The sequence below is a fragment of the Streptomyces sp. NPDC025793 genome (assembly GCF_055558375.1).
Map to the genome: position 1 here is coordinate 442369 of NZ_JBVHMR010000001.1, position 17355 is coordinate 459723.

The window sequence follows — 17355 nt, forward strand, 5'->3', positions numbered from 1 at the left end:
GAAACAGGGGAGAGGGAAGCGCAGGCCATGAGCGTGTTCGTCACGGTGGTCCACACCGCGCTACTGGTGTTCCTCGCCGTGCTCATTTTCCGGCTTGTCATGGACTACGTGTTCCAGTTCGCCCGCTCGTGGCAACCCGGCAAGGCCATGGTGGTCGTTCTGGAGGCCACCTACACTGTCACCGATCCACCGCTGAAGCTTCTGCGGCGGTTCATTCCGCCGCTGCGTCTCGGGGGCGTGGCGCTCGACCTGTCCTTCTTCGTACTGATGATCATCGTCTACATCCTCCTGTCCATCACGGGGAGCTTCGTGTGATGAGGGTGGACGATACGGTCTTGCCGACTGCCGATGACTACGTTGAGGTGAAGAGATGCCGTTGACCCCCGAGGACGTGCGGAACAAGCAGTTCACGACCGTCCGCCTCCGAGAAGGCTATGACGAGGACGAGGTCGATGCCTTCCTCGACGAGGTCGAAGCCGAGCTGACCCGTCTGCTCCGCGAGAACGAGGACCTGCGCGCCAAGCTGGCCGCGGCGACCCGTGCGGCCGCGCAGAACCAGCAGAACATGCGCAAGGGCCCGCCGGAGCAGGACCAGCAGCAGCATCCGCAGCAGCAGGGCATGCCGCAGCAGGGCATGCGAGGTCCCGGCGCGCCGGTGCCCGCCGGCATATCGGGCCCGCCGCAGCAGCAGATGGGTGGCCCCATGGGTGGCCCGCCCCAGCTGCCGAGCGGTGCCCCGCAGCTGCCCGCCGGTCCCGGCGGCGGTCAGGGTGGTCCCCAGGGTCCCGGTCCGATGGGTCAGGGTCCGATGGGTCAGGGTCCCATGGGCCAGGGTCCGATGGGTCAGGGTCCGATGGGCCAGGGCCCCATGGGCCAGGGCCCGATGGGCGGTCAGCCTCCCATGCAGCAGCAGATGGGTGGTCCGATGGGCGGCCCCATGGGCGGTCCGATGGGCGGCCCCGGTCAGGGCCCCGGTGGCGACAGCGCCGCCCGTGTCCTCTCGCTGGCCCAGCAGACCGCCGACCAGGCGATCGCCGAGGCCCGCTCCGAGGCCAACAAGATCGTCGGCGAGGCCCGCAGCCGCGCCGAGGGTCTGGAGCGTGACGCCCGTGCCAAGGCCGACGCCCTGGAGCGGGACGCGCAGGAGAAGCACCGCGTCGCGATGGGCTCCCTGGAGTCCGCCCGCGCCACGCTGGAGCGCAAGGTCGAGGACCTGCGCGGCTTCGAGCGCGAGTACCGCACGCGCCTGAAGTCGTACCTCGAGTCCCAGCTGCGCCAGCTGGAGACCCAGGCCGACGATTCCCTGGCCCCGCCGCGCACCCCGGCCACCGCGTCGCTGCCGCCGTCCCCGGCGCCCTCCATGGCTCCGGCCGGCGCGAGCGCCCCGTCCTACGGCGGCAACCAGACGATGGGCGGCAACCCCGCCCCGTCCGCCCCGTCCTACGGCGGCCAGCAGCAGATGACCCCGGCCATGACCCAGCCCATGGCCCCGGTCCGCCCGCAGGGCCCGTCCCCGATGGGCCAGGCACCCTCGCCGATGCGCGGGTTCCTGATCGACGAGGACGACAACTGAGCACCGGGCACGGTGAGTAGTACGCCTTAGGCGTCGGCAGCGTTCAGGGCGGGACCCCGGATCACATGATCCGGGGTCCCGCCCTTTTTACGCGCGTTGCGGACCCGTGAAGAGGACCGGCGAAGAGGGGCCCGGCCTCCGAACCGGAGACCGGGCCCTGCGCAAACCGCTCGGCGCTTACGCCTTCCGCAGCCGGAACGTGAGCGACAGCCCCTCGTCGGTGAACGGCTCGCCGTAGTTGTCGTCGGCCTCACCCTGGGCGAAGTCGGTCGCCAGAACCTCGTCCGCGATCAGCTCGCTGTGCTCGCTCAGCGCAGCGACCACCGCCGGGTCGGTCGACGCCCACCGCAGAGCGATCCGGTCGGCCACGTCCAGGCCGCTGTTCTTGCGGGCCTCCTGGATCAGCCGGATCGCGTCACGGGCCAGGCCCGCCTGCCGCAGCTCCTCGGTGATCTCCAGGTCCAGCGCCACCGTGGCACCGGAGTCGGACGCCACCGACCAGCCCTCGCGCGGGGTCTCGGTGATGATGACCTCGTCCGGGGCGAGGGTGACGGTCTCGCCGTCGACCTCCACCGAGGCCGTGCCCTCGCGCAGGCCCAGGGAGAGCGCGGCCGCGTCGGCGTTCGCGATCGCCCTCGCCACGTCCTGCACCCGCTTGCCGAACCGCTTGCCCAGCGCGCGGAAGTTGGCCTTGGCGGTGGTGTCCACCAGGGATCCGCCGACCTCGGACAGCGACGCCAGCGCGGAGACGTTCAGCTCCTCGGTGATCTGCGTGTGCAGCTCCGGGTCCAGTGCCTCGAAGCCGGTCGCCGCGATCAGCGCGCGGGACAGCGGCTGGCGGGTCTTGACGCCCGACTCCGCGCGCGTGGCCCGGCCCAGCTCCACCAGCCGGCGGACCAGGACCATCTGCTTCGACAGCTCGGGGTCGATCGCCGACAGGTCCGCCTCCGGCCAGGCGGCCAGGTGCACCGACTCCACGGCGCCCGGCGTCACCGGCACGACCAGGTCCTGCCACACCCGCTCGGTGATGAACGGGGTGATCGGCGCCATCAGCTTGGTGACCGTCTCCAGCACCTCGTGCAGCGTGCGCAGCGCCGCCTTGTCGCCCTGCCAGAACCGGCGGCGCGAGCGGCGGACGTACCAGTTGGACAGGTCGTCGACGAACGCGGACAGCAGCTTGCCGGCGCGCTGGGTGTCGAACGCCTCCATCGCCTGCGTCACCTGGTCGGTGAGGGCGTGCAGCTCGGACAGCAGCCAGCGGTCGATCAGCGGGCGCTCGGCCGGGGCCGGGTCCGCCGCGCTCGGCGCCCACTGGGACGTACGGGCGTACAGGGCCTGGAAGGCGACCGTGTTCCAGTACGTGAGGAGCGTCTTGCGGACGACCTCCTGGATGGTGCTGTGCCCGACCCGGCGGGCCGCCCACGGGGAGCCGCCGGCCGCCATGAACCAGCGCACCGCGTCCGCGCCGTTGGCGTCCATGAGCGGGATCGGCTGGAGGATGTTGCCCAGGTGCTTGGACATCTTGCGGCCGTCCTCGGCCAGGATGTGGCCCAGGCAGACGACGTTCTCGTACGACGACTTGTCGAAGACCAGCGTGCCGACGGCCATCAGCGTGTAGAACCAGCCGCGGGTCTGGTCGATCGCCTCGGAGATGAACTGCGCCGGGTAGCGGCTCTCGAACAGCTCCTTGTTCTTGTACGGGTAGCCCCACTGCGCGAACGGCATCGAACCCGAGTCGTACCAGGCGTCGATGACCTCGGGCACGCGCGTGGCCGTCTTGCCGCAGCGCTCGTGCGTGCAGGCGAAGGTGACCTCGTCGATGTACGGCCGGTGCGGGTCGAGGGCCGACTGGTCGGTGCCGGACAGCTGGGTCAGCTCCGCGCGCGAGCCGACGCAGGTGAGGTGATCGTCCTCACAGCGCCAGATCGGCAGCGGGGTGCCCCAGTAGCGGTTGCGGGACAGCGCCCAGTCGATGTTGTTGTTCAGCCAGTCGCCGTACCGGCCGTGCTTGACGGTCTCCGGGAACCAGTTGGTCTGCTCGTTCTCCTGGATGAGGCGGTCCTTGATCGCCGTCGTGCGGATGTACCAGGAAGGCTGGGCGTAGTACAGCAGCGCGGTGTGGCAGCGCCAGCAGTGCGGGTAGCTGTGCTCGTACGGGATGTGCCTGAAGAGCAGGCCGCGCTGCTGGAGGTCCTCGGTGAGCTTCTCGTCCGCCTTCTTGAAGAAGACGCCGCCCACCAGCGGGACGTCCTCCTCGAAGGTGCCATCCGGGCGGACCGGGTTCACGACCGGCAGGCCGTAGGAGCGGCAGACCTTGAGGTCGTCCTCACCGAAGGCGGGGGACTGGTGGACCAGACCCGTGCCGTCCTCGGTGGTGACGTAGTCGGCGTTGACCACGAAGTGGGCCGGAGCCGGGAACTCCACGAGCTCGAACGGACGTTGGTACGTCCAGCGCTCCATCTCGGCACCGGTGAAGGTCCGGCCCGTGGTCTCCCAGCCCTCGCCGAGCGCCTTGGCGAGCAGCGGCTCGGCGACGACGAGCTTCTCCTCGCCGTTGGTGGCGACGACGTAGGTGACCTCCGGGTGCGCGGCGACCGCCGTGTTGGACACCAGGGTCCAGGGGGTCGTCGTCCACACCAGGAGCGCGGCCTCGCCGGCGAGCGGACCGGAGGTGAGCGGGAAACGGACGTACACGGACGGGTCGACGACCGTCTCGTAGCCCTGCGCCAGCTCGTGGTCGGACAGGCCGGTGCCGCAGCGCGGGCACCAGGGGGCGACGCGGTGGTCCTGGACCAGCAGGCCCTTGCCGAAGATCTCCTTCAGCGACCACCAGACCGACTCCACGTACTCGGGGTCCATGGTCCGGTAGGCGTCGTCCATGTCGACCCAGTAGCCCATGCGGGTCGTCAGCTCGGCGAAGGCGTCGGTGTGCCGGGTCACGGACTCGCGGCACTTGGCGTTGAACTCGGCGATGCCGTACGCCTCGATGTCCTGCTTGCCGGAGAAGCCCAGCTCCTTCTCGACCGCCAGCTCCACGGGCAGGCCGTGACAGTCCCAGCCGGCCTTGCGGGCCACGTGGTAGCCCCGCATGGTGCGGAAGCGCGGGAAGACGTCCTTGAAGACGCGTGCCTCGATGTGGTGGGCGCCGGGCATGCCGTTCGCGGTGGGCGGGCCCTCGTAGAACACCCACTCAGGGCGGCCCTCGGACTGCTCCAGGCTCTTGGCGAAGATCTTCTGCTCGCGCCAGAAGTCGAGCACGGCGTGCTCAAGAGCGGGCAGGTCGACCTGTGCGGGCACCTGGCGGTACGTCGGCGCTGTCATCTGCGAGCATCCTCCAACGGACTTGCTGCCTTCCGTCGGAGGGACGAGAGCCTTCGATCCTGTCTACGCCGTGTGCGGCGCGCTCCCGCGGTACCACCCTCCTTGGCCCGCCGGTGCGCCCTGTGCTCCGGTGAGCCCCCTCATTGGGGTCGCGATGCCGGTTCTACTCGCCCCGGCCTCACGGCTGCGGCTTTCTTCCGGCGGCTCCGGGGTGATCTTCACGTCGCGCTCGCCCCCGGGCTCACACCGTCCCCGGGTCGCTCTCGGCCGCGTACGCCGCTACTCGTCCCCATCCACGCTTCTCGCTCCGCCCAGTGTACGGCGCCGCACGGACAGCGGCTGACCGGTTTTCCCCGCGCGCGGTTTCCGCGGGTCGGGGCCGTCCGCCCGGCGACCGGTCGGCATGACCCGAATGGCGAGGGCACGCGCGTGCGTGTCCGGCCGACGCGGCCGGGGCGGATTACCCGGCGGGGAGCTGGGCACAACCGATGCAGGCCCGCTGCTCGGGGGGTGCGGGCGGGCGAATCGGGCGGTGTGCCCCGTTGCCGCGGGACTCAAGTCGATTTATCGTCCCAGCACGATTCGCGAGCAAGATCACAATATGTGAAGGGGCCGCGGCCATGGTGGCGAAGAAGACCGCCGTAGAGCAGCCGGCGACCGGCCGGGCCAGGGGCGCGGCCGCGGAGAAGACGGCCGCGAAGGACGCCAAAGATGCGAAAGACGCCAAGGCCGTCAAGGATGTCAAAGCCGTCAAGTCCGTCAGGAAGGCGGCGGCCGAGACGACAGGCGTGAAGAAGGCCGCCCGGAAGACCGCGGAGGCCGCCGTGGCGCCGAAGGCCGGGAAGAAGCCCGCGGCCAAGACGGCGGCGGCCGGGAAGGCCGCCGGGAAGAAGGCGGCGGCGAAGGGGGTGGCGGTGGACAAGGCGGCCGTCGAGGCGCCGGCGGCGAAGAAGGCCGGCGCCCGCAGGACGGCTGCGGCGGCCGCCTCCACGGAGGCGGCCGGGAAGAGCACGGCCAAGAAAGCGGGCGCGGCGCGGGCCGCGAAGCAGACGGGAGCCACGACAGTGGTTGCGAAGAAGACTCCTGGCACGGCCACGGCAGAACAGACCGCCGTTCCCAAGGCACGGCTCGCCGCGGCGGAGCCCGGTGAGCTGGCGGTGCGTCCCGGAGAGGACCCCTGGACCCCGGAAGAGGTCGCGGACGCCCGCGCCGAGCTGCTGTCCGAGGTGGAGCGGCTGCGTGCCGAGATCAGCTCCTCCGAGGCGTCCCTGGTGGGCCTGATGCGGGACTCCGGGGACGGCGCGGGCGACGACCAGGCCGACACCGGGACCAAGAACATCACGCGCGAGCACGAGATGGCGCTTGCCGCCAACGCGCGCGAGATGCTGATCCAGAACGAGCACGCCCTGGAGCGGCTGGACGCGGGCACCTACGGACTGTGCGAGAACTGCGGCAATCCCATCGGCAAGGCACGGATGCAGGCCTTCCCGAGGGCCACCCTGTGCGTGGAGTGCAAGCAGAAGCAGGAACGTCGCTCCTGAGCGTGAGGGGCCGGACGGGCGTGCCGTAGTCTCGTCCTCAGTCAGGCACCTAGGTTGAGGGACTCACGTGGCAGAGGCGGAGCGCATCATCGGTACGCCGGACACCCCGGACGACGGCGGCGAGCACAGGGCGCCCGGCGCGCCGACGGGCTCCGGCGTGTCCGCCGCGACCGGCACCGGTGGGCAGGAGGCGCACGCGCGCAGTGGCCGCGGGCGCCGGATCGCCGTGCTGTTCGCGGTGGCCGCGTTCGCGTACGCCCTCGACCTGATCAGCAAGACGCTCGTGGTCGCCAAGCTGGAGGGCCACGAGCCGATCAAGCTGATCGGGGACCTGCTGGAGCTGCACGCCATCCGCAATCCGGGCGCCGCCTTCGGCTTCGGCGGCGCCTTCACTGTGATCTTCACGGTGATCGCCGCGGCGGTGATCGCGGTCATCATCCGGCTGGCCCGCAAGCTCTACAGCTTCCCCTGGGCGGTCGCCCTCGGCCTGCTGCTCGGCGGCGCGCTCGGCAACCTGACCGACCGGATCTTTCGGGCACCCGGCATCTTCGAGGGCCAGGTCGTGGACTTCATCGCGCCGAAGGGCTTCGCGGTGTTCAACCTGGCCGACTCGGCGATCGTGTGCGGCGGCATCCTGATCGTGCTGCTGTCCTTCCGCGGCCTGGACCCGGACGGCTCGATCCACAAGGACTAGCTAGGGGGTGTCGTTTGGATCACGCCGGCCGTGATGAACAGTGCGGACCGGCGGACCCGAGCGGGGTCTGGTGCGTGCAGCTGCAAGGCGGAGGAGTGAGTCGACGCGGAGCGTCGGCGTGACGACAACGCCGAAGGTGTGCGTGCCAGCCCCCGCGACGCCGGGATGATCCAAACGACACCCCCCCAGGCCGCCCGGAGTTGTCCACAGGCACGGTCGGGGGTGTCCGGGCCGTCCGGCATACTCGACGGGTGAGCACGATTCCCGAGATCCGTACCCTGCCCGTGCCCGACGGCCTGGAGGGCGAGCGCGTCGACGCCGCCATCTCCCGCATGTTCGGCTTCTCCCGCACGAAGGCGGCCGAGCTGGCCGCGGCCGGCAAGGTCCAGGTCGACGGCGCGGTGGTCGGCAAGTCCGAGCGGGTGCACGGCGGCGCCTGGCTGGAGGTCGAGATGCCGCAGGCGCCCGCGCCGGTGCAGGTGGTGGCCGAGCCGGTCGAGGGCATGGAGATCGTGTACGACGACGATGACGTGGTCGTGATCGTCAAACCGGTCGGCGTGGCCGCGCACCCCTCGCCGGGCTGGAGCGGCCCGACGGTCATCGGCGGCCTCGCCGCGGCGGGCTACCGCATCTCCACCTCCGGCGCCGCCGAGCGCCAGGGCATCGTGCACCGCCTGGACGTCGGCACCTCGGGCCTGATGGTGGTCGCCAAGTCGGAGCGGGCGTACACCTCGCTCAAGCGCCAGTTCAAGGAGCGCACGGTCGACAAGCGCTACCACACGCTGGTCCAGGGCCACCCGGACCCGACGAGCGGCACGATCGACGCGCCCATCGGCCGCCACCCCCAGCACGACTACAAGTGGGCGGTCACGGCCGACGGCAAGCCCTCCGTGACGCACTACGACCTCATCGAGGCCTTCCGCGCCGCCTCCCTGCTGGACGTGAAGCTGGAGACCGGCCGCACCCACCAGATCCGCGTCCACATGGCCGCCCACCGCCACCCCTGCGTCGGCGACCTGACCTACGGTGCCGATCCGACCCTCGCCAGGCGGCTGCGCCTGGCCCGCCAGTGGCTGCACGCGGTCCGGCTCGGCTTCGAGCACCCCGCGGACGGACAGTGGGTGGAGTTCGCGAGCGACTACCCCGAGGATCTCCAGCAGGCCCTCGACCAGGTCCGCGAGGAGACGTACGCGTGAGCGTGGCGTACACCGTCCGGATCGCCGCGGACTTCGCGGACCGCGAGGCCTGCTTCGCGGTCCGCAAGGAGGTCTTCGTGGGCGAGCAGGGCGTCCCCGAGGACCTGGAGTACGACGCCTACGACGCGGACGCCGTGCACGTACTGGCGATCCGCGAGGACGGTGTGCCGCTCGGCACCGGACGGCTGCTGCATGGCGCGGCGGCCGTGGCGAAGACCGGCGCGGATGCCTCGGTGGGCTGCCTGGGGCGGCTCGCCGTCTCCCGGGCGGCCCGCGGACTCGGCGTCGGCGCGGCCCTGGTGCGGGCCATCGAGGACGCGGCACGCGCGCGTGGCCTCACCGCCGTGGACCTGCACGCCCAGACCCAAGCCCTGGGTTTCTACGAGCGCCTCGGCTACGCGGCGTACGGCCCGGAGTTCCCGGACGCCGGCATACCGCACCGGGCGATGCGCCGCGCCCTGTAGCGGCGCGCGCTCACGGCGGCCGGATGGCAGGCTTGAGTCCAGCCGTGTGATCGTCGACCCCCGGAGCGCCGGCCGTGGATCAGTTGGCCCTGTTGTTCGTCCTGCTGCTCGGGGCCCTGGTGAGCGTGCCGGTCGGGGACCGGTTCGGGTTGCCGGCACCGGTGCTGATGACGGTCTTCGGCGGGCTCCTCGCGGTGGCCGACTTCGTGCCCAACGTGAACATCCCGCCGGAGCTGATCCTGCCCGGGCTGCTGCCGCCGCTGCTCTACGCCGCCGTGCGCCGCACCTCCTGGCGGCAGTTCGCGGCCAACATCCGGCCGATCTTCCTGCTCGCCGTCGCCCTGGTGTTCGTGACGACGGTGTGCGTGGCGTACGTCGCCAACGCGATCGTGCCCGGGCTGTCGATCGGTGCCGCCGTCGCACTCGGCGCGCTGATCGCCCCGCCCGACCCGGTCGCCGCGACCAGCGTCGCCGGACAGCTCGGGCTGCCGCGCCGGCTGGTGTCGATCCTGGAGGGCGAGGGGCTCTTCAACGACGTCACGGCCATCGTGCTCTACCACGTGGCGATCGCCGCCGTCGTGAGCGGCACTTTCTCGGCCTGGCAGGCAGGCCTGGACCTGGTGCTGTCCGCCGTGGTCGCCGTGGTCGTCGGGGTGGCGCTCGGCTGGGGCGCGAACAAGCTGATGGACCTGCTGGGTGATCCGACCCTCCAGATCGGCATGACCCTGCTGGTGCCCTACGCCTCGTACGTGCTCGCGGAGAAACTGCACGGCTCCGGGGTGCTCGCCGTGCTCACCACGGCGCTCTTCCTCTCCGAGTACGCCACCGACGCCGACGACGTGATGACCCGGCTGGCCGGGTACACCTTCTGGGACATCATCGACACCCTCGTCACGGGCGTGGCCTTCGGGCTCATCGGCCTGGAGCTGCACAACGCGATCCGTACGGCCCAGGGCCGCTGGGGCGAGCTGATCGGCTGGGCCGCCGCCGTCACGGGCGTGGTGATCGTCGTACGGCTGGTGTGGCTGCTTCCCGCGACCTGGCTGACCAAGCGGTTGCACGCGCGACGGGACTACGACGAGGAGATCCCGGTCAGCTGGCGGGAGACCGTCGTGATGTGGTGGTCCGGGATGCGCGGGGTGGCCTCGGTGGCGCTGGCGCTGGCCGTCCCGCTGACGCTCGACGACGGGTCTCCCTTCCCGGACCGGGACGAGATCGTCTTCATCGCCTTCGGGGTCATCGTCGTCACCCTGGTGCTTCAGGGGCTCACCCTGCCCTGGCTGGTGAAGCGGCTCGGGGTGCGGGCCGACTCCGAGCGGGAGAAGGAGTTCGAGAAGGAGCTGGCGGTGCGCGCGGCGAAGGCGGCGAAGGGCAGGCTGCGGGAGATCGAGCAGGTGGAGGACCTGCCCGAGGACCTGGCGGAGCAGATGCTGCGGCGCGCCTTCGACATCGGCATCCGGATCAGTCCGGACATGGGCGAGGAGGAGCGGCGCGAGGCACAGCACCAGCGGGCCAAGCGGCTCAGACGGATCCGGCGCATCCAGGGCGAGATGATGAGCGCGGCCCGGCACGAGGTCCTCGCGGCGCGGAGCGAGCCCGGGGCGGATCCGGAGATCGTGGACCGCGTGCTGCGCCATCTCGACGTGCGGAGCCTGCGGTGAACGGGTGCGCACGCCGACGCACAGGAGTGGCTCGATAGTCGTACGAATGTGTGGTGCCTGTGGAAAACTTCCGCGCCGCTCGGCGGTTCGTGCCTACGCTCGGATCATGACGCGGAACATTGTGATCAGTGGTGGGGGTACGGGCATCGGGCTGGCCACCGCCCGGGCGTTCGCGGCGGACGGGGACCAGGTGCTGCTCCTCGGGCGGCGGGCCGAGGTGCTGGAGAAGGCCGGTGTGCCCGGGGCGCTCACCTGTGCCGCGGACCTCGCCGAGCCCGATCAGGTCCGCAGGGTGGCCAGGTTCGTCGCCGAGGAGTTCGGCACCGTCGACGTCCTCGTGCACTGCGCGGGCGGCGCCGGGCAACTGGAGCCGCCGTCCGACAGCGACGACCCCCTGGACCGGGTGGCCCACGACTGGACCGTCAACTTCAGACAGAACGTGCTGACGGCAGCACTGCTCACCGAAGCGCTGAAGAACCGCCTCGCCGAGCCCGGCGGACGGGTGCTCTTCGTCAGCTCCATCGCCGCCTACCGCGGTTCGGGCAGCGGTGCCTACGCTGCGGCCAAGGCCGGCCTGCACCCCTACGCGCACGACCTGGCCCGGCAGCTGGGCCCGCACGGCATCACCGTGAACGTGGTCGCGCCGGGGTACGTCGAGGACACCGAGTTCTTCGGGGACATGATGGACGAGGCCCGGCGGGCGCGGCTCATCGGGGACACGGTGACCGGCCGCGCCGGGACACCGGGAGACGTGGCGTCGACCCTGCACTGGCTGGCCTCACCCGCCGCCGGGCACGTCACCTCACAGGTCGTGCAGGTGAACGGCGGTGCGGAGCGCGGAAACTGACGGCGGGCACCGCGTCGAAGGTGCTGTCAGGACGAGCCGGTAGGGGTGTCCCCGGCTCCGGCGGCTCCGGTGGCGTCGCACCGGCTGGCACCATGGCCTCATGAACATCATGCTCTTTCATTCGATCTACGGCCTCAGGCCCGCGGTGCGGGAGGCCGCGGACCGGCTGCGCGCGGCCGGCCACGAGGTGTGGACGCCGGACCTCTTCGAGGGGCGCACGTTCGACACCGTCGAGGAGGGCATGGAGTACCGGGGCGAGATCGGCAAGGACGAGCTGCTGAAGCGGGCTGTGCTGGCGGCGGCGCCGTACTCCGAGCGCGGGCTCGTGTACGCGGGCTTCTCGCTCGGCGCCTCGGTCGCCCAGACCCTCGCCCTCGGCGACGACAAGGCGCGCGGGCTGCTGCTCCTGCATGGCACGTCGGACATCGCGCCGAACGCGCAGGCGGAGGATCTGCCGGTGCAGCTGCACGTGGCCGAGCCGGACCCGTTCGAGACGGACGACTGGCTGAGCGCCTGGTATCTCCAGATGGGCCGGACCGGCGCGGACGTGGAGGTCTACCGGTACGCGGGCGCCGGGCACCTGTACACCGACCCGGAGCTGCCGGACTACGACGCCGAGGCCGCCGAGGCCACCTGGCGGGTGGCGCTGGGCTTCCTCGGCAGCCTGGAGAACGCGTAGTCGTACGCCCTACACGGGGTCGTACGTCCGCTCGACCTTCTGGGTGCCGCTGCGGGTGCGGTACGAACGCTCCCACGTCGAGGTCGCGTTCGGGTCGGTGCGGTCGGACAGGACGTAGTAGTCCATCTGCGCCCGGTCGGCGGTGATGTCCAGCACGCCGTAGCCGTGCCGGTCGGTGTCGACCCAGTGGACGTGCCGGTTGGCGGCCCGGATGAGCGGCGCGGCGACGGCGGAGACCGTGCTCTCGGGGACCTTGACGATGTCGTCGAGGTTGTCGGAGGTCACCGAGGTGATCACGAACTCGGTGGCCGCCGACGGCGACAGCGGGTAGGTGCCCGCGTCCACCGGCACGTCGTTGGCCCAGGACATGTGGATGTCACCGGTCAGGAAGACGGTGTTGCCGATGGCGTTCGCGCGCAGGTGGTCGAGGAGTTCACGGCGGTCGTGGGTGTAGCCGTCCCACTGGTCGGTGTTGACGCCGATGCCGCCCTGCGGCAGGTCGAGCAGCTTGGCGAGCGGCCCCAGCAGGTCGGCGGTGAGGGAGCCGATGACGAACGGCGCGATCATCACCGAGTTGCCGACCAGCCGCCACTTGGTGTCGGAGGCCTTCAAGCCGGCCTTCAGCCAGTCGAGTTGGGCGCGGCCGGTGATCGTCCGGTTTGGGTCGTCCACCGAGCCGCTGCCCGCCGACGCCTGCTGGGAGCGGAACGAGCGCAGGTCCAGCAGCGACAGATCGGCGAGCTTGCCGAAGCGCAGCCGCCGGTAGGTGGTGCCCTCGATCGCGGGGCGGACCGGCATCCACTCGAAGTAGGCCTGCTTGGCGGCGGCCTTGCGGGCGGTCCAGGTGCCCTCGGCGCCCTCGGTGTGGTTGACCGCGCCGCCCGACCAGGCGTTGTCGGCGAACTCGTGGTCGTCCCAGATCGCGACGACCGGCGCCTTCAGGTGCAGGGCCTGGAGGTCCGGGTCGGTCTTGTACTTGCCGTGCCGGGTGCGGTAGTCGGCGAGCGTGATGATCTCGTTGGCCGGCGCGTGCGGCCGGACGACCGTGCCGCGGGCCGCGTACTCGCCGGACTTGTACTCGTAGATGTAGTCGCCGAGGTGCAGCCACGCGTCGAGGTCACCGCGGGCGGCGAGGTGGCGGTAGGGGGCGAAGTAGCCTGCCTCCCAGTTGGCGCAGGTGACCACGCCGAAGCGCAGCCCGGACACGGCCGCGTCCGCCGCCGGGGCGGTGCGGGTGCGGGCCACCGGGGAGTCGGCGGCGCCGGCCGAGAACCGGAACCAGTAGTCGGTCGCCGGCTGCAGACCGCGCACGTCGGCCTTCACGGTGTGGTCGGAGGCGGCGGTCGCCTTGACGGTGCCCTTGGCGACGATGCTGGTGAACGCCTTGTCCTTGGCGACGACCCAGCCCACCTCGGTGTCCGGGCCGATCCCGGAACCCGGGACGGCCTGCGGGGTCGGAGTCACCCGGGTCCACAGCAGCACGCCGTCGGGCAACGGATCGCCGGAGGCGACACCGTGCAGGAAGGCGGGGGCCTGGCCGTCGGCGCGCGCCGGGAGGGTGGTGGCGAGCGGCGCGGCCAGCACAGCGGTCGCCGCCGCGGCCTTGACGACCGTACGGCGGCGGGGCGAGAGGGAGTTGAAGCGCTCGGAGGCCGAAAATGATCTCTGTCGACTGGTCACGACCGGTCATGTTACTGGCCGGTACGAACGCGAGGGCGGGCGAACTCCCCATGTTCGCCCGCTGTTCACGCGGAGGCCGGATTCCTCCGGGACGTCAGCCCTTCATGGCTGCGTCGAGCGCCTTGTCGAAGTCGGCCACGGTCATGGGCGGGTTCTTGCCGTCGGGGCCCGTCAGCGTCTTGCCGTCCATCTTCAGCGTCGGGGTGCCCGAGATGCCGTCCTTGTTGAAGATCTTGGACTCCTCCAGCGCCCACCGGTCGTAGGTGCCGTCCTTCACCGCCTTCTGGAAGGCCGCGTTGCCCTTCAGTGCCGGGACCGTGTCGGCGATCTGGAGCAGATAGGAGTCGTCCTTGAACTTGTCGTCCTGCTCGTCGGGGTGCCACTTCGTCGAGTACATCGCGGACCGGTACTCGATGAACGCCTCGGGGCTGACGTTGAGCGCGGCACCCAGGGCGCTGAGCGCGTTCTTGGAGCCCACGCCGGGCAGGTTCTGGTCGAGGAAGGTGGCGCCGACGTAGTGGAGCTTGATCTTGCCGTCGTCGACGTCCTTCTTCACCGTCGCGCCGACCGTCTGCTCGAACTGCGCGCAGATCGGGCAGCGCGGGTCCTCGTAGATGGTGAGGGTCTTCTTGGCGGTGCTCTTGCCGATGACGACGGTCGTGCCGTCCGAGCCCGAGGTGTTGGCCGGCTTCACGAGCGGCTGGGACTTCGCCGCGTCCCACCCGGTGGGCTTGTTGGCCTGGACGACGGCGTAGCCGATGCCGCCGGCCGCGGCCAGCACGGCCACGACCGAGGCGGCCACGATGACCTGCCGCTTGGCCTTGTCGCGCTTGGCCTGCCGCTCGCGCTCCTCGCGCAGCCGCTCGCGTGCCGCCGTCTTCGCCGTCTGGCTGTTCCGCTTGCTCATGTTGGTGATCTCCATGTGGGACGCGCACATGTCGTACGCGGGATACGTGTGGGGGACTGGATGTGCTCGGACGCCGCCGCGCACCGGCCGTTCAGGCGGTGGCGAGGGCGGGCGGGCACGGCGGTCCACGCCGTCCCAGGGAGTGCACGAGAAGCCGGTCGCGGGCTGTCGCCGGGCGGGGAGCCGGCCGCGGCAGCCGTACGGCCGGGGCCGGCCGTACGGCGGCGGAGGCCACCGCCAGCAGCAGCGGCCGGAAGGTGGTGGTGGCGACCGCCCGCAGCAGCTGCACCAGCGCCCGCTCGCCCCGGCGCAGCCAGGCGGCGGCGAGCAGCCCCACGCCGACGTGCGCGGCGAGCAGCAGCCAGGCGGCCGTCGGGCCGGCGTGCGCGAGCAGCGCCTCCGGGTGGCCCTGGCCCGCGGTCATCCGGGCGAGCGGGGTGCCGACGGCACCGCCCTGGCACAGCACGTCGAAGCCGAAGGCGTGCAGCGGGCCCGCGACCGGGCCGCCCGCCCGGCCGTAGCAGGTGTGCTGGCCCGTGGTGAACACGGTGTCTGCGGCCAGCTCCAGCGGGATCAGCAGGGCCGCGATCCGGCCGAAGCCGCGCTCGCGGCCCGCGAGCGCGTACGCGGCGGCGAAGACGCCGGCGCAGACCGCCAGCACCGTCCCCGCCGGCAGCGGGGCCTGGGACAGCAGCACGTGCGACGCGGTGCTGAGCGTCACGACGAAGGCCGTGAACAGCGCCGCGCGCACGGCTCTGAGCTGGGTCCCGGATATGTCCATAGCGATTGAAGAGTCTGTCACGTATGTGAGTAAGAGACCCCTAAAGAGGGTCTGTGAGTGTAACGAAAGTTGCCGGCTGAACGTGCCGCATGAGGCCAAGAAGGTAGGAGGGGAACGCCAGGTTTCTGTGCATGACGGCGTTGTTGTTGCCACCACAAGGCTTCCACACAGATCATTCGCGACAACCAAGCGGTGTACGTGGAAGACCTCGCGGTGTCCGGCCTCGGGCGCACCCGGCTCGCCAAGTCCGTGCACGACGCGGGATGGTCCGCGTTCGTCGGCATGCTGGAGTACAAGGCGGTCAAACACGGCCGCACCTTCGTCAAGGTGGGCCGGGCCTTCCCGTCCTCTCAGGTCTGCTCGGCCTGCGGATTCCGGGACGGCCCCAAGCCGCTGCACGTCCGGCAGTGGACCTGCGGCGCATGCGGCACCGTGCACGACCGCGACCACAACGCAAGCCGCAACGTCCTCTTCGAAGGACGCCGGATCGTCGCCACCGGACGGGTGGAGACGCTAAACGCCTCGTGGAGCGCTGGTAAGACCAGGACGAAGGTCCCGGCACAGCGCGTTGAAGCAGGAAGCCCCCGGAAGGGCCGGACGGCCCAGGCCGGAGTCCCTGGACTTTAGGCCAGGGAGCACGTCAAAGCCCCGGAATCCGGCCGTTGCGGAACAGGTCGACGAAGATCTGGTGGTCGCCGCGCGCGCGTGCGCCGTAGCTGTGCGCGAAGTCCACCAGCAGGGGCGCGAAGCCCTCCTCGTCGGCCGCGAGCGCCGCGTCGATGGCCCGCTCGGTGGAGAACGGCACCAGGGACTCGCCGGACTGGTCGTCCGCCGCCGCGTGCATCGCCGCCGTGGCCCGGCCCAGGTCGGCGACGACCTGGGTGATCTCCTCCGGGTCGTCGATGTCGCTCCAGTCCAGGTCCACGGCGTACGGCGAGACCTCGGCGACCAGCTGGCCCGCCCCGTCCAGCTCGGTCCAGCCCAGCCACGGGTCGGCGTGCGCCTGGAGGGCGCGCTGGGAGATCACCGTGCGGTGGCCCTCGTGCTGGAAGTAGCCCGCGATGGCCGGATCCGTGATGTGCCGGGAGACGGCCGGGGTCTGCGCCTGCTTGACGTAGATCACGACGTCGTTCTCCAGGGCGTCGCTGTGGCCCTCCAGGAGGATGTTGTACGACGGCAGGCCGGCCGAGCCGATGCCGATGCCCCGGCGGCCGACGACGTCCTTCACCCGGTAGGAGTCGGGCCGGGCCAGCGAGGCGTCCGGCAGGGTCTCCAGATAGCCGTCGAAGGCGGCCAGGACCTTGTAGCGGGTCGCGGCGTCCAGCTCGATCGAGCCGCCGTCCGGCGCGAAGCGGCGCTCGAAGTCGCGGATCTCGGTCATCGACTCCAGCAGCCCGAAGCGGGTCAGCGAGCGGGCGTCACGCAGCGCGTCGAGGAGCGGGCCCTCCGCCGTGTCCAGCGTGAACGGCGGCACCTCGTCGCTCTTGGCGCCCGTGGCCAGGGCGTGGATGCGCTCGCGGTACGCGCCCGCGTAGATCCGCACCAGCTCGGTGATCTGCTCGTCACCGAGCGCCTTCGCGTACCCGATGAGGGCGATCGAGGCCGAGAAGCGCTTCAGGTCCCAGGTGAAGGGGCCGACGTAGGCCTCGTCGAAGTCGTTGACGTTGAAGACCAGGCGGCCGCCTGCGTCCATGTACGTGCCGAAGTTCTCCGCGTGCAGGTCGCCGTGGATCCACACGCGCGAGGTGCGGTCGTCCAGGAACGGACCGCCGCGCTTCTCGGCGTCCAGGTCGTGGTAAAAGAGGCACGCCGTGCCCCGGTAGAACGCGAACGCCGAGGCCGCCATCTTCCGGAACTTCACCCGGAACGCGGCCGGGTCGGCGGCCAGGAGCCGGCCGAAGGCGGTGTCGAAGACGGCGAGGATCTCCTCGCCGCGCTGCTCGTCGTTGAGCCGGTGGACCGACATCGCGGGGTGCCTCCTGGTGCAAGTGCATGAGCGACAGCGTTTCTG

The 17355-nt window shown here is 71.1% G+C and carries 14 protein-coding genes and 1 pseudogene; 10 read left to right on the top strand and 5 right to left on the bottom strand.

All coding sequences use genetic code 11. The features are described from left to right. The first annotated feature begins 27 nt into the window (after positions 1–27). Positions 28–315: a YggT family protein gene (locus ACZ4MF_RS02115; protein WP_071375420.1), complete on the top strand. Its 288-nt coding sequence runs from the start codon at positions 28–30 to the stop codon at positions 313–315. Between the two features lie 55 nt (positions 316–370). Then, entirely contained in the window at positions 371–1573 is a 1203-nt protein-coding gene (locus ACZ4MF_RS02120) for a DivIVA domain-containing protein (protein WP_362820596.1), read from the top strand. A 177-nt stretch (positions 1574–1750) separates the two neighbouring features. Here the strand turns inward: ACZ4MF_RS02120 and ileS are convergent, their stop codons facing one another. Next, positions 1751–4894, bottom strand: coding sequence for an isoleucine--tRNA ligase (ileS, locus tag ACZ4MF_RS02125; RefSeq protein WP_467488929.1), 3144 nt, complete (start codon positions 4892–4894; stop codon positions 1751–1753). A 620-nt stretch (positions 4895–5514) separates the two neighbouring features. Between ileS and ACZ4MF_RS02130 the strand changes: the two genes are divergently transcribed. The 7 genes from ACZ4MF_RS02130 (at position 5515) to ACZ4MF_RS02160 (ending at position 11976) form a co-directional block, all read left to right on the top strand. Then, positions 5515–6435 carry a TraR/DksA family transcriptional regulator gene (locus ACZ4MF_RS02130; protein WP_467488931.1) on the top strand — a complete coding sequence of 307 codons (921 nt, stop codon included), beginning with the start codon at positions 5515–5517 and terminating at the stop codon, positions 6433–6435. A 67-nt stretch (positions 6436–6502) separates the two neighbouring features. Then, entirely contained in the window at positions 6503–7129 is a 627-nt protein-coding gene (gene lspA / locus ACZ4MF_RS02135) for a signal peptidase II (protein ID WP_467488933.1), read from the top strand. A gap of 251 nt (positions 7130–7380) precedes the next feature. Then, positions 7381–8325, top strand: a complete 945-nt coding sequence (locus ACZ4MF_RS02140) for an RluA family pseudouridine synthase (protein WP_467488935.1) — start codon at positions 7381–7383, stop codon at positions 8323–8325. Further along, positions 8322–8789, top strand: a complete 468-nt coding sequence (locus ACZ4MF_RS02145) for a GNAT family N-acetyltransferase (RefSeq protein WP_467488937.1) — start codon at positions 8322–8324, stop codon at positions 8787–8789. Before ACZ4MF_RS02140 ends, ACZ4MF_RS02145 begins: the two co-directional genes overlap by 4 nt. A 74-nt stretch (positions 8790–8863) precedes the next feature. Continuing rightward, entirely contained in the window at positions 8864–10450 is a 1587-nt protein-coding gene (locus ACZ4MF_RS02150; protein ID WP_467488939.1) for a Na+/H+ antiporter, read from the top strand. A 106-nt stretch (positions 10451–10556) separates the two neighbouring features. Next, positions 10557–11297 (top strand): SDR family NAD(P)-dependent oxidoreductase, encoded by a 741-nt coding sequence (locus ACZ4MF_RS02155; protein ID WP_467488941.1) that lies wholly within the window; start codon positions 10557–10559, stop codon positions 11295–11297. A 100-nt stretch (positions 11298–11397) separates the two neighbouring features. Further along, the gene (locus tag ACZ4MF_RS02160; protein ID WP_467488943.1) at positions 11398–11976 is read left to right on the top strand and encodes a dienelactone hydrolase family protein; all 579 of its coding nucleotides are present in this window, start codon (positions 11398–11400) and stop codon (positions 11974–11976) included. Positions 11977–11985: 9 nt separating this feature from the next. On the opposite strand, the gene ACZ4MF_RS02165 is transcribed toward ACZ4MF_RS02160, so the two are convergent. The 3 genes from ACZ4MF_RS02165 to ACZ4MF_RS02175 form a co-directional block, all read right to left on the bottom strand. Beyond that, entirely contained in the window at positions 11986–13656 is a 1671-nt protein-coding gene (locus tag ACZ4MF_RS02165; RefSeq protein WP_467488945.1) for an alkaline phosphatase D family protein, read from the bottom strand. Positions 13657–13750: 94 nt separating this feature from the next. Then, positions 13751–14563 (bottom strand): DsbA family protein, encoded by an 813-nt coding sequence (locus tag ACZ4MF_RS02170; RefSeq protein ID WP_467488947.1) that lies wholly within the window; start codon positions 14561–14563, stop codon positions 13751–13753. Between the two features lie 91 nt (positions 14564–14654). After that, positions 14655–15344, bottom strand: a complete 690-nt coding sequence (locus ACZ4MF_RS02175; protein WP_467488949.1) for a hypothetical protein — start codon at positions 15342–15344, stop codon at positions 14655–14657. A gap of 135 nt (positions 15345–15479) precedes the next feature. On the opposite strand from ACZ4MF_RS02175, the pseudogene ACZ4MF_RS02180 reads away from it, so the two are divergent. Further along, positions 15480–15971, top strand: a pseudogene (locus ACZ4MF_RS02180) (RNA-guided endonuclease TnpB family protein); the annotation flags it as partial. Positions 15972–15984: 13 nt separating this feature from the next. On the opposite strand, the gene ACZ4MF_RS02185 reads toward ACZ4MF_RS02180, so the two are convergent. Continuing rightward, on the bottom strand, positions 15985–17310 hold the full coding sequence (locus tag ACZ4MF_RS02185; protein ID WP_467488951.1) for a DUF2252 domain-containing protein: 1326 nt from the start codon (positions 17308–17310) through the stop codon (positions 15985–15987). Positions 17311–17355: the final 45 nt, after the last annotated feature.

Bases quoted from the DNA above. Each gene is read 5' to 3' on its own strand.
- ACZ4MF_RS02115 (WP_071375420.1), top strand. From the start codon at position 28: ATGAGCGTGTTCGTCACGGTGGTCCACACCGCGCTACTGGTGTTCCTC.
- ACZ4MF_RS02120 (WP_362820596.1), top strand. From the start codon at position 371: ATGCCGTTGACCCCCGAGGACGTGCGGAACAAGCAGTTCACGACCGTC.
- ileS (WP_467488929.1), bottom strand. From the start codon at position 4,894: ATGACAGCGCCGACGTACCGCCAGGTGCCCGCACAGGTCGACCTGCCC.
- ACZ4MF_RS02130 (WP_467488931.1), top strand. From the start codon at position 5,515: ATGGTGGCGAAGAAGACCGCCGTAGAGCAGCCGGCGACCGGCCGGGCC.
- ACZ4MF_RS02155 (WP_467488941.1), top strand. From the start codon at position 10,557: ATGACGCGGAACATTGTGATCAGTGGTGGGGGTACGGGCATCGGGCTG.
- ACZ4MF_RS02160 (WP_467488943.1), top strand. From the start codon at position 11,398: ATGAACATCATGCTCTTTCATTCGATCTACGGCCTCAGGCCCGCGGTG.
- ACZ4MF_RS02170 (WP_467488947.1), bottom strand. From the start codon at position 14,563: ATGAGCAAGCGGAACAGCCAGACGGCGAAGACGGCGGCACGCGAGCGG.
- ACZ4MF_RS02175 (WP_467488949.1), bottom strand. From the start codon at position 15,344: ATGGACATATCCGGGACCCAGCTCAGAGCCGTGCGCGCGGCGCTGTTC.
- ACZ4MF_RS02185 (WP_467488951.1), bottom strand. From the start codon at position 17,310: ATGTCGGTCCACCGGCTCAACGACGAGCAGCGCGGCGAGGAGATCCTC.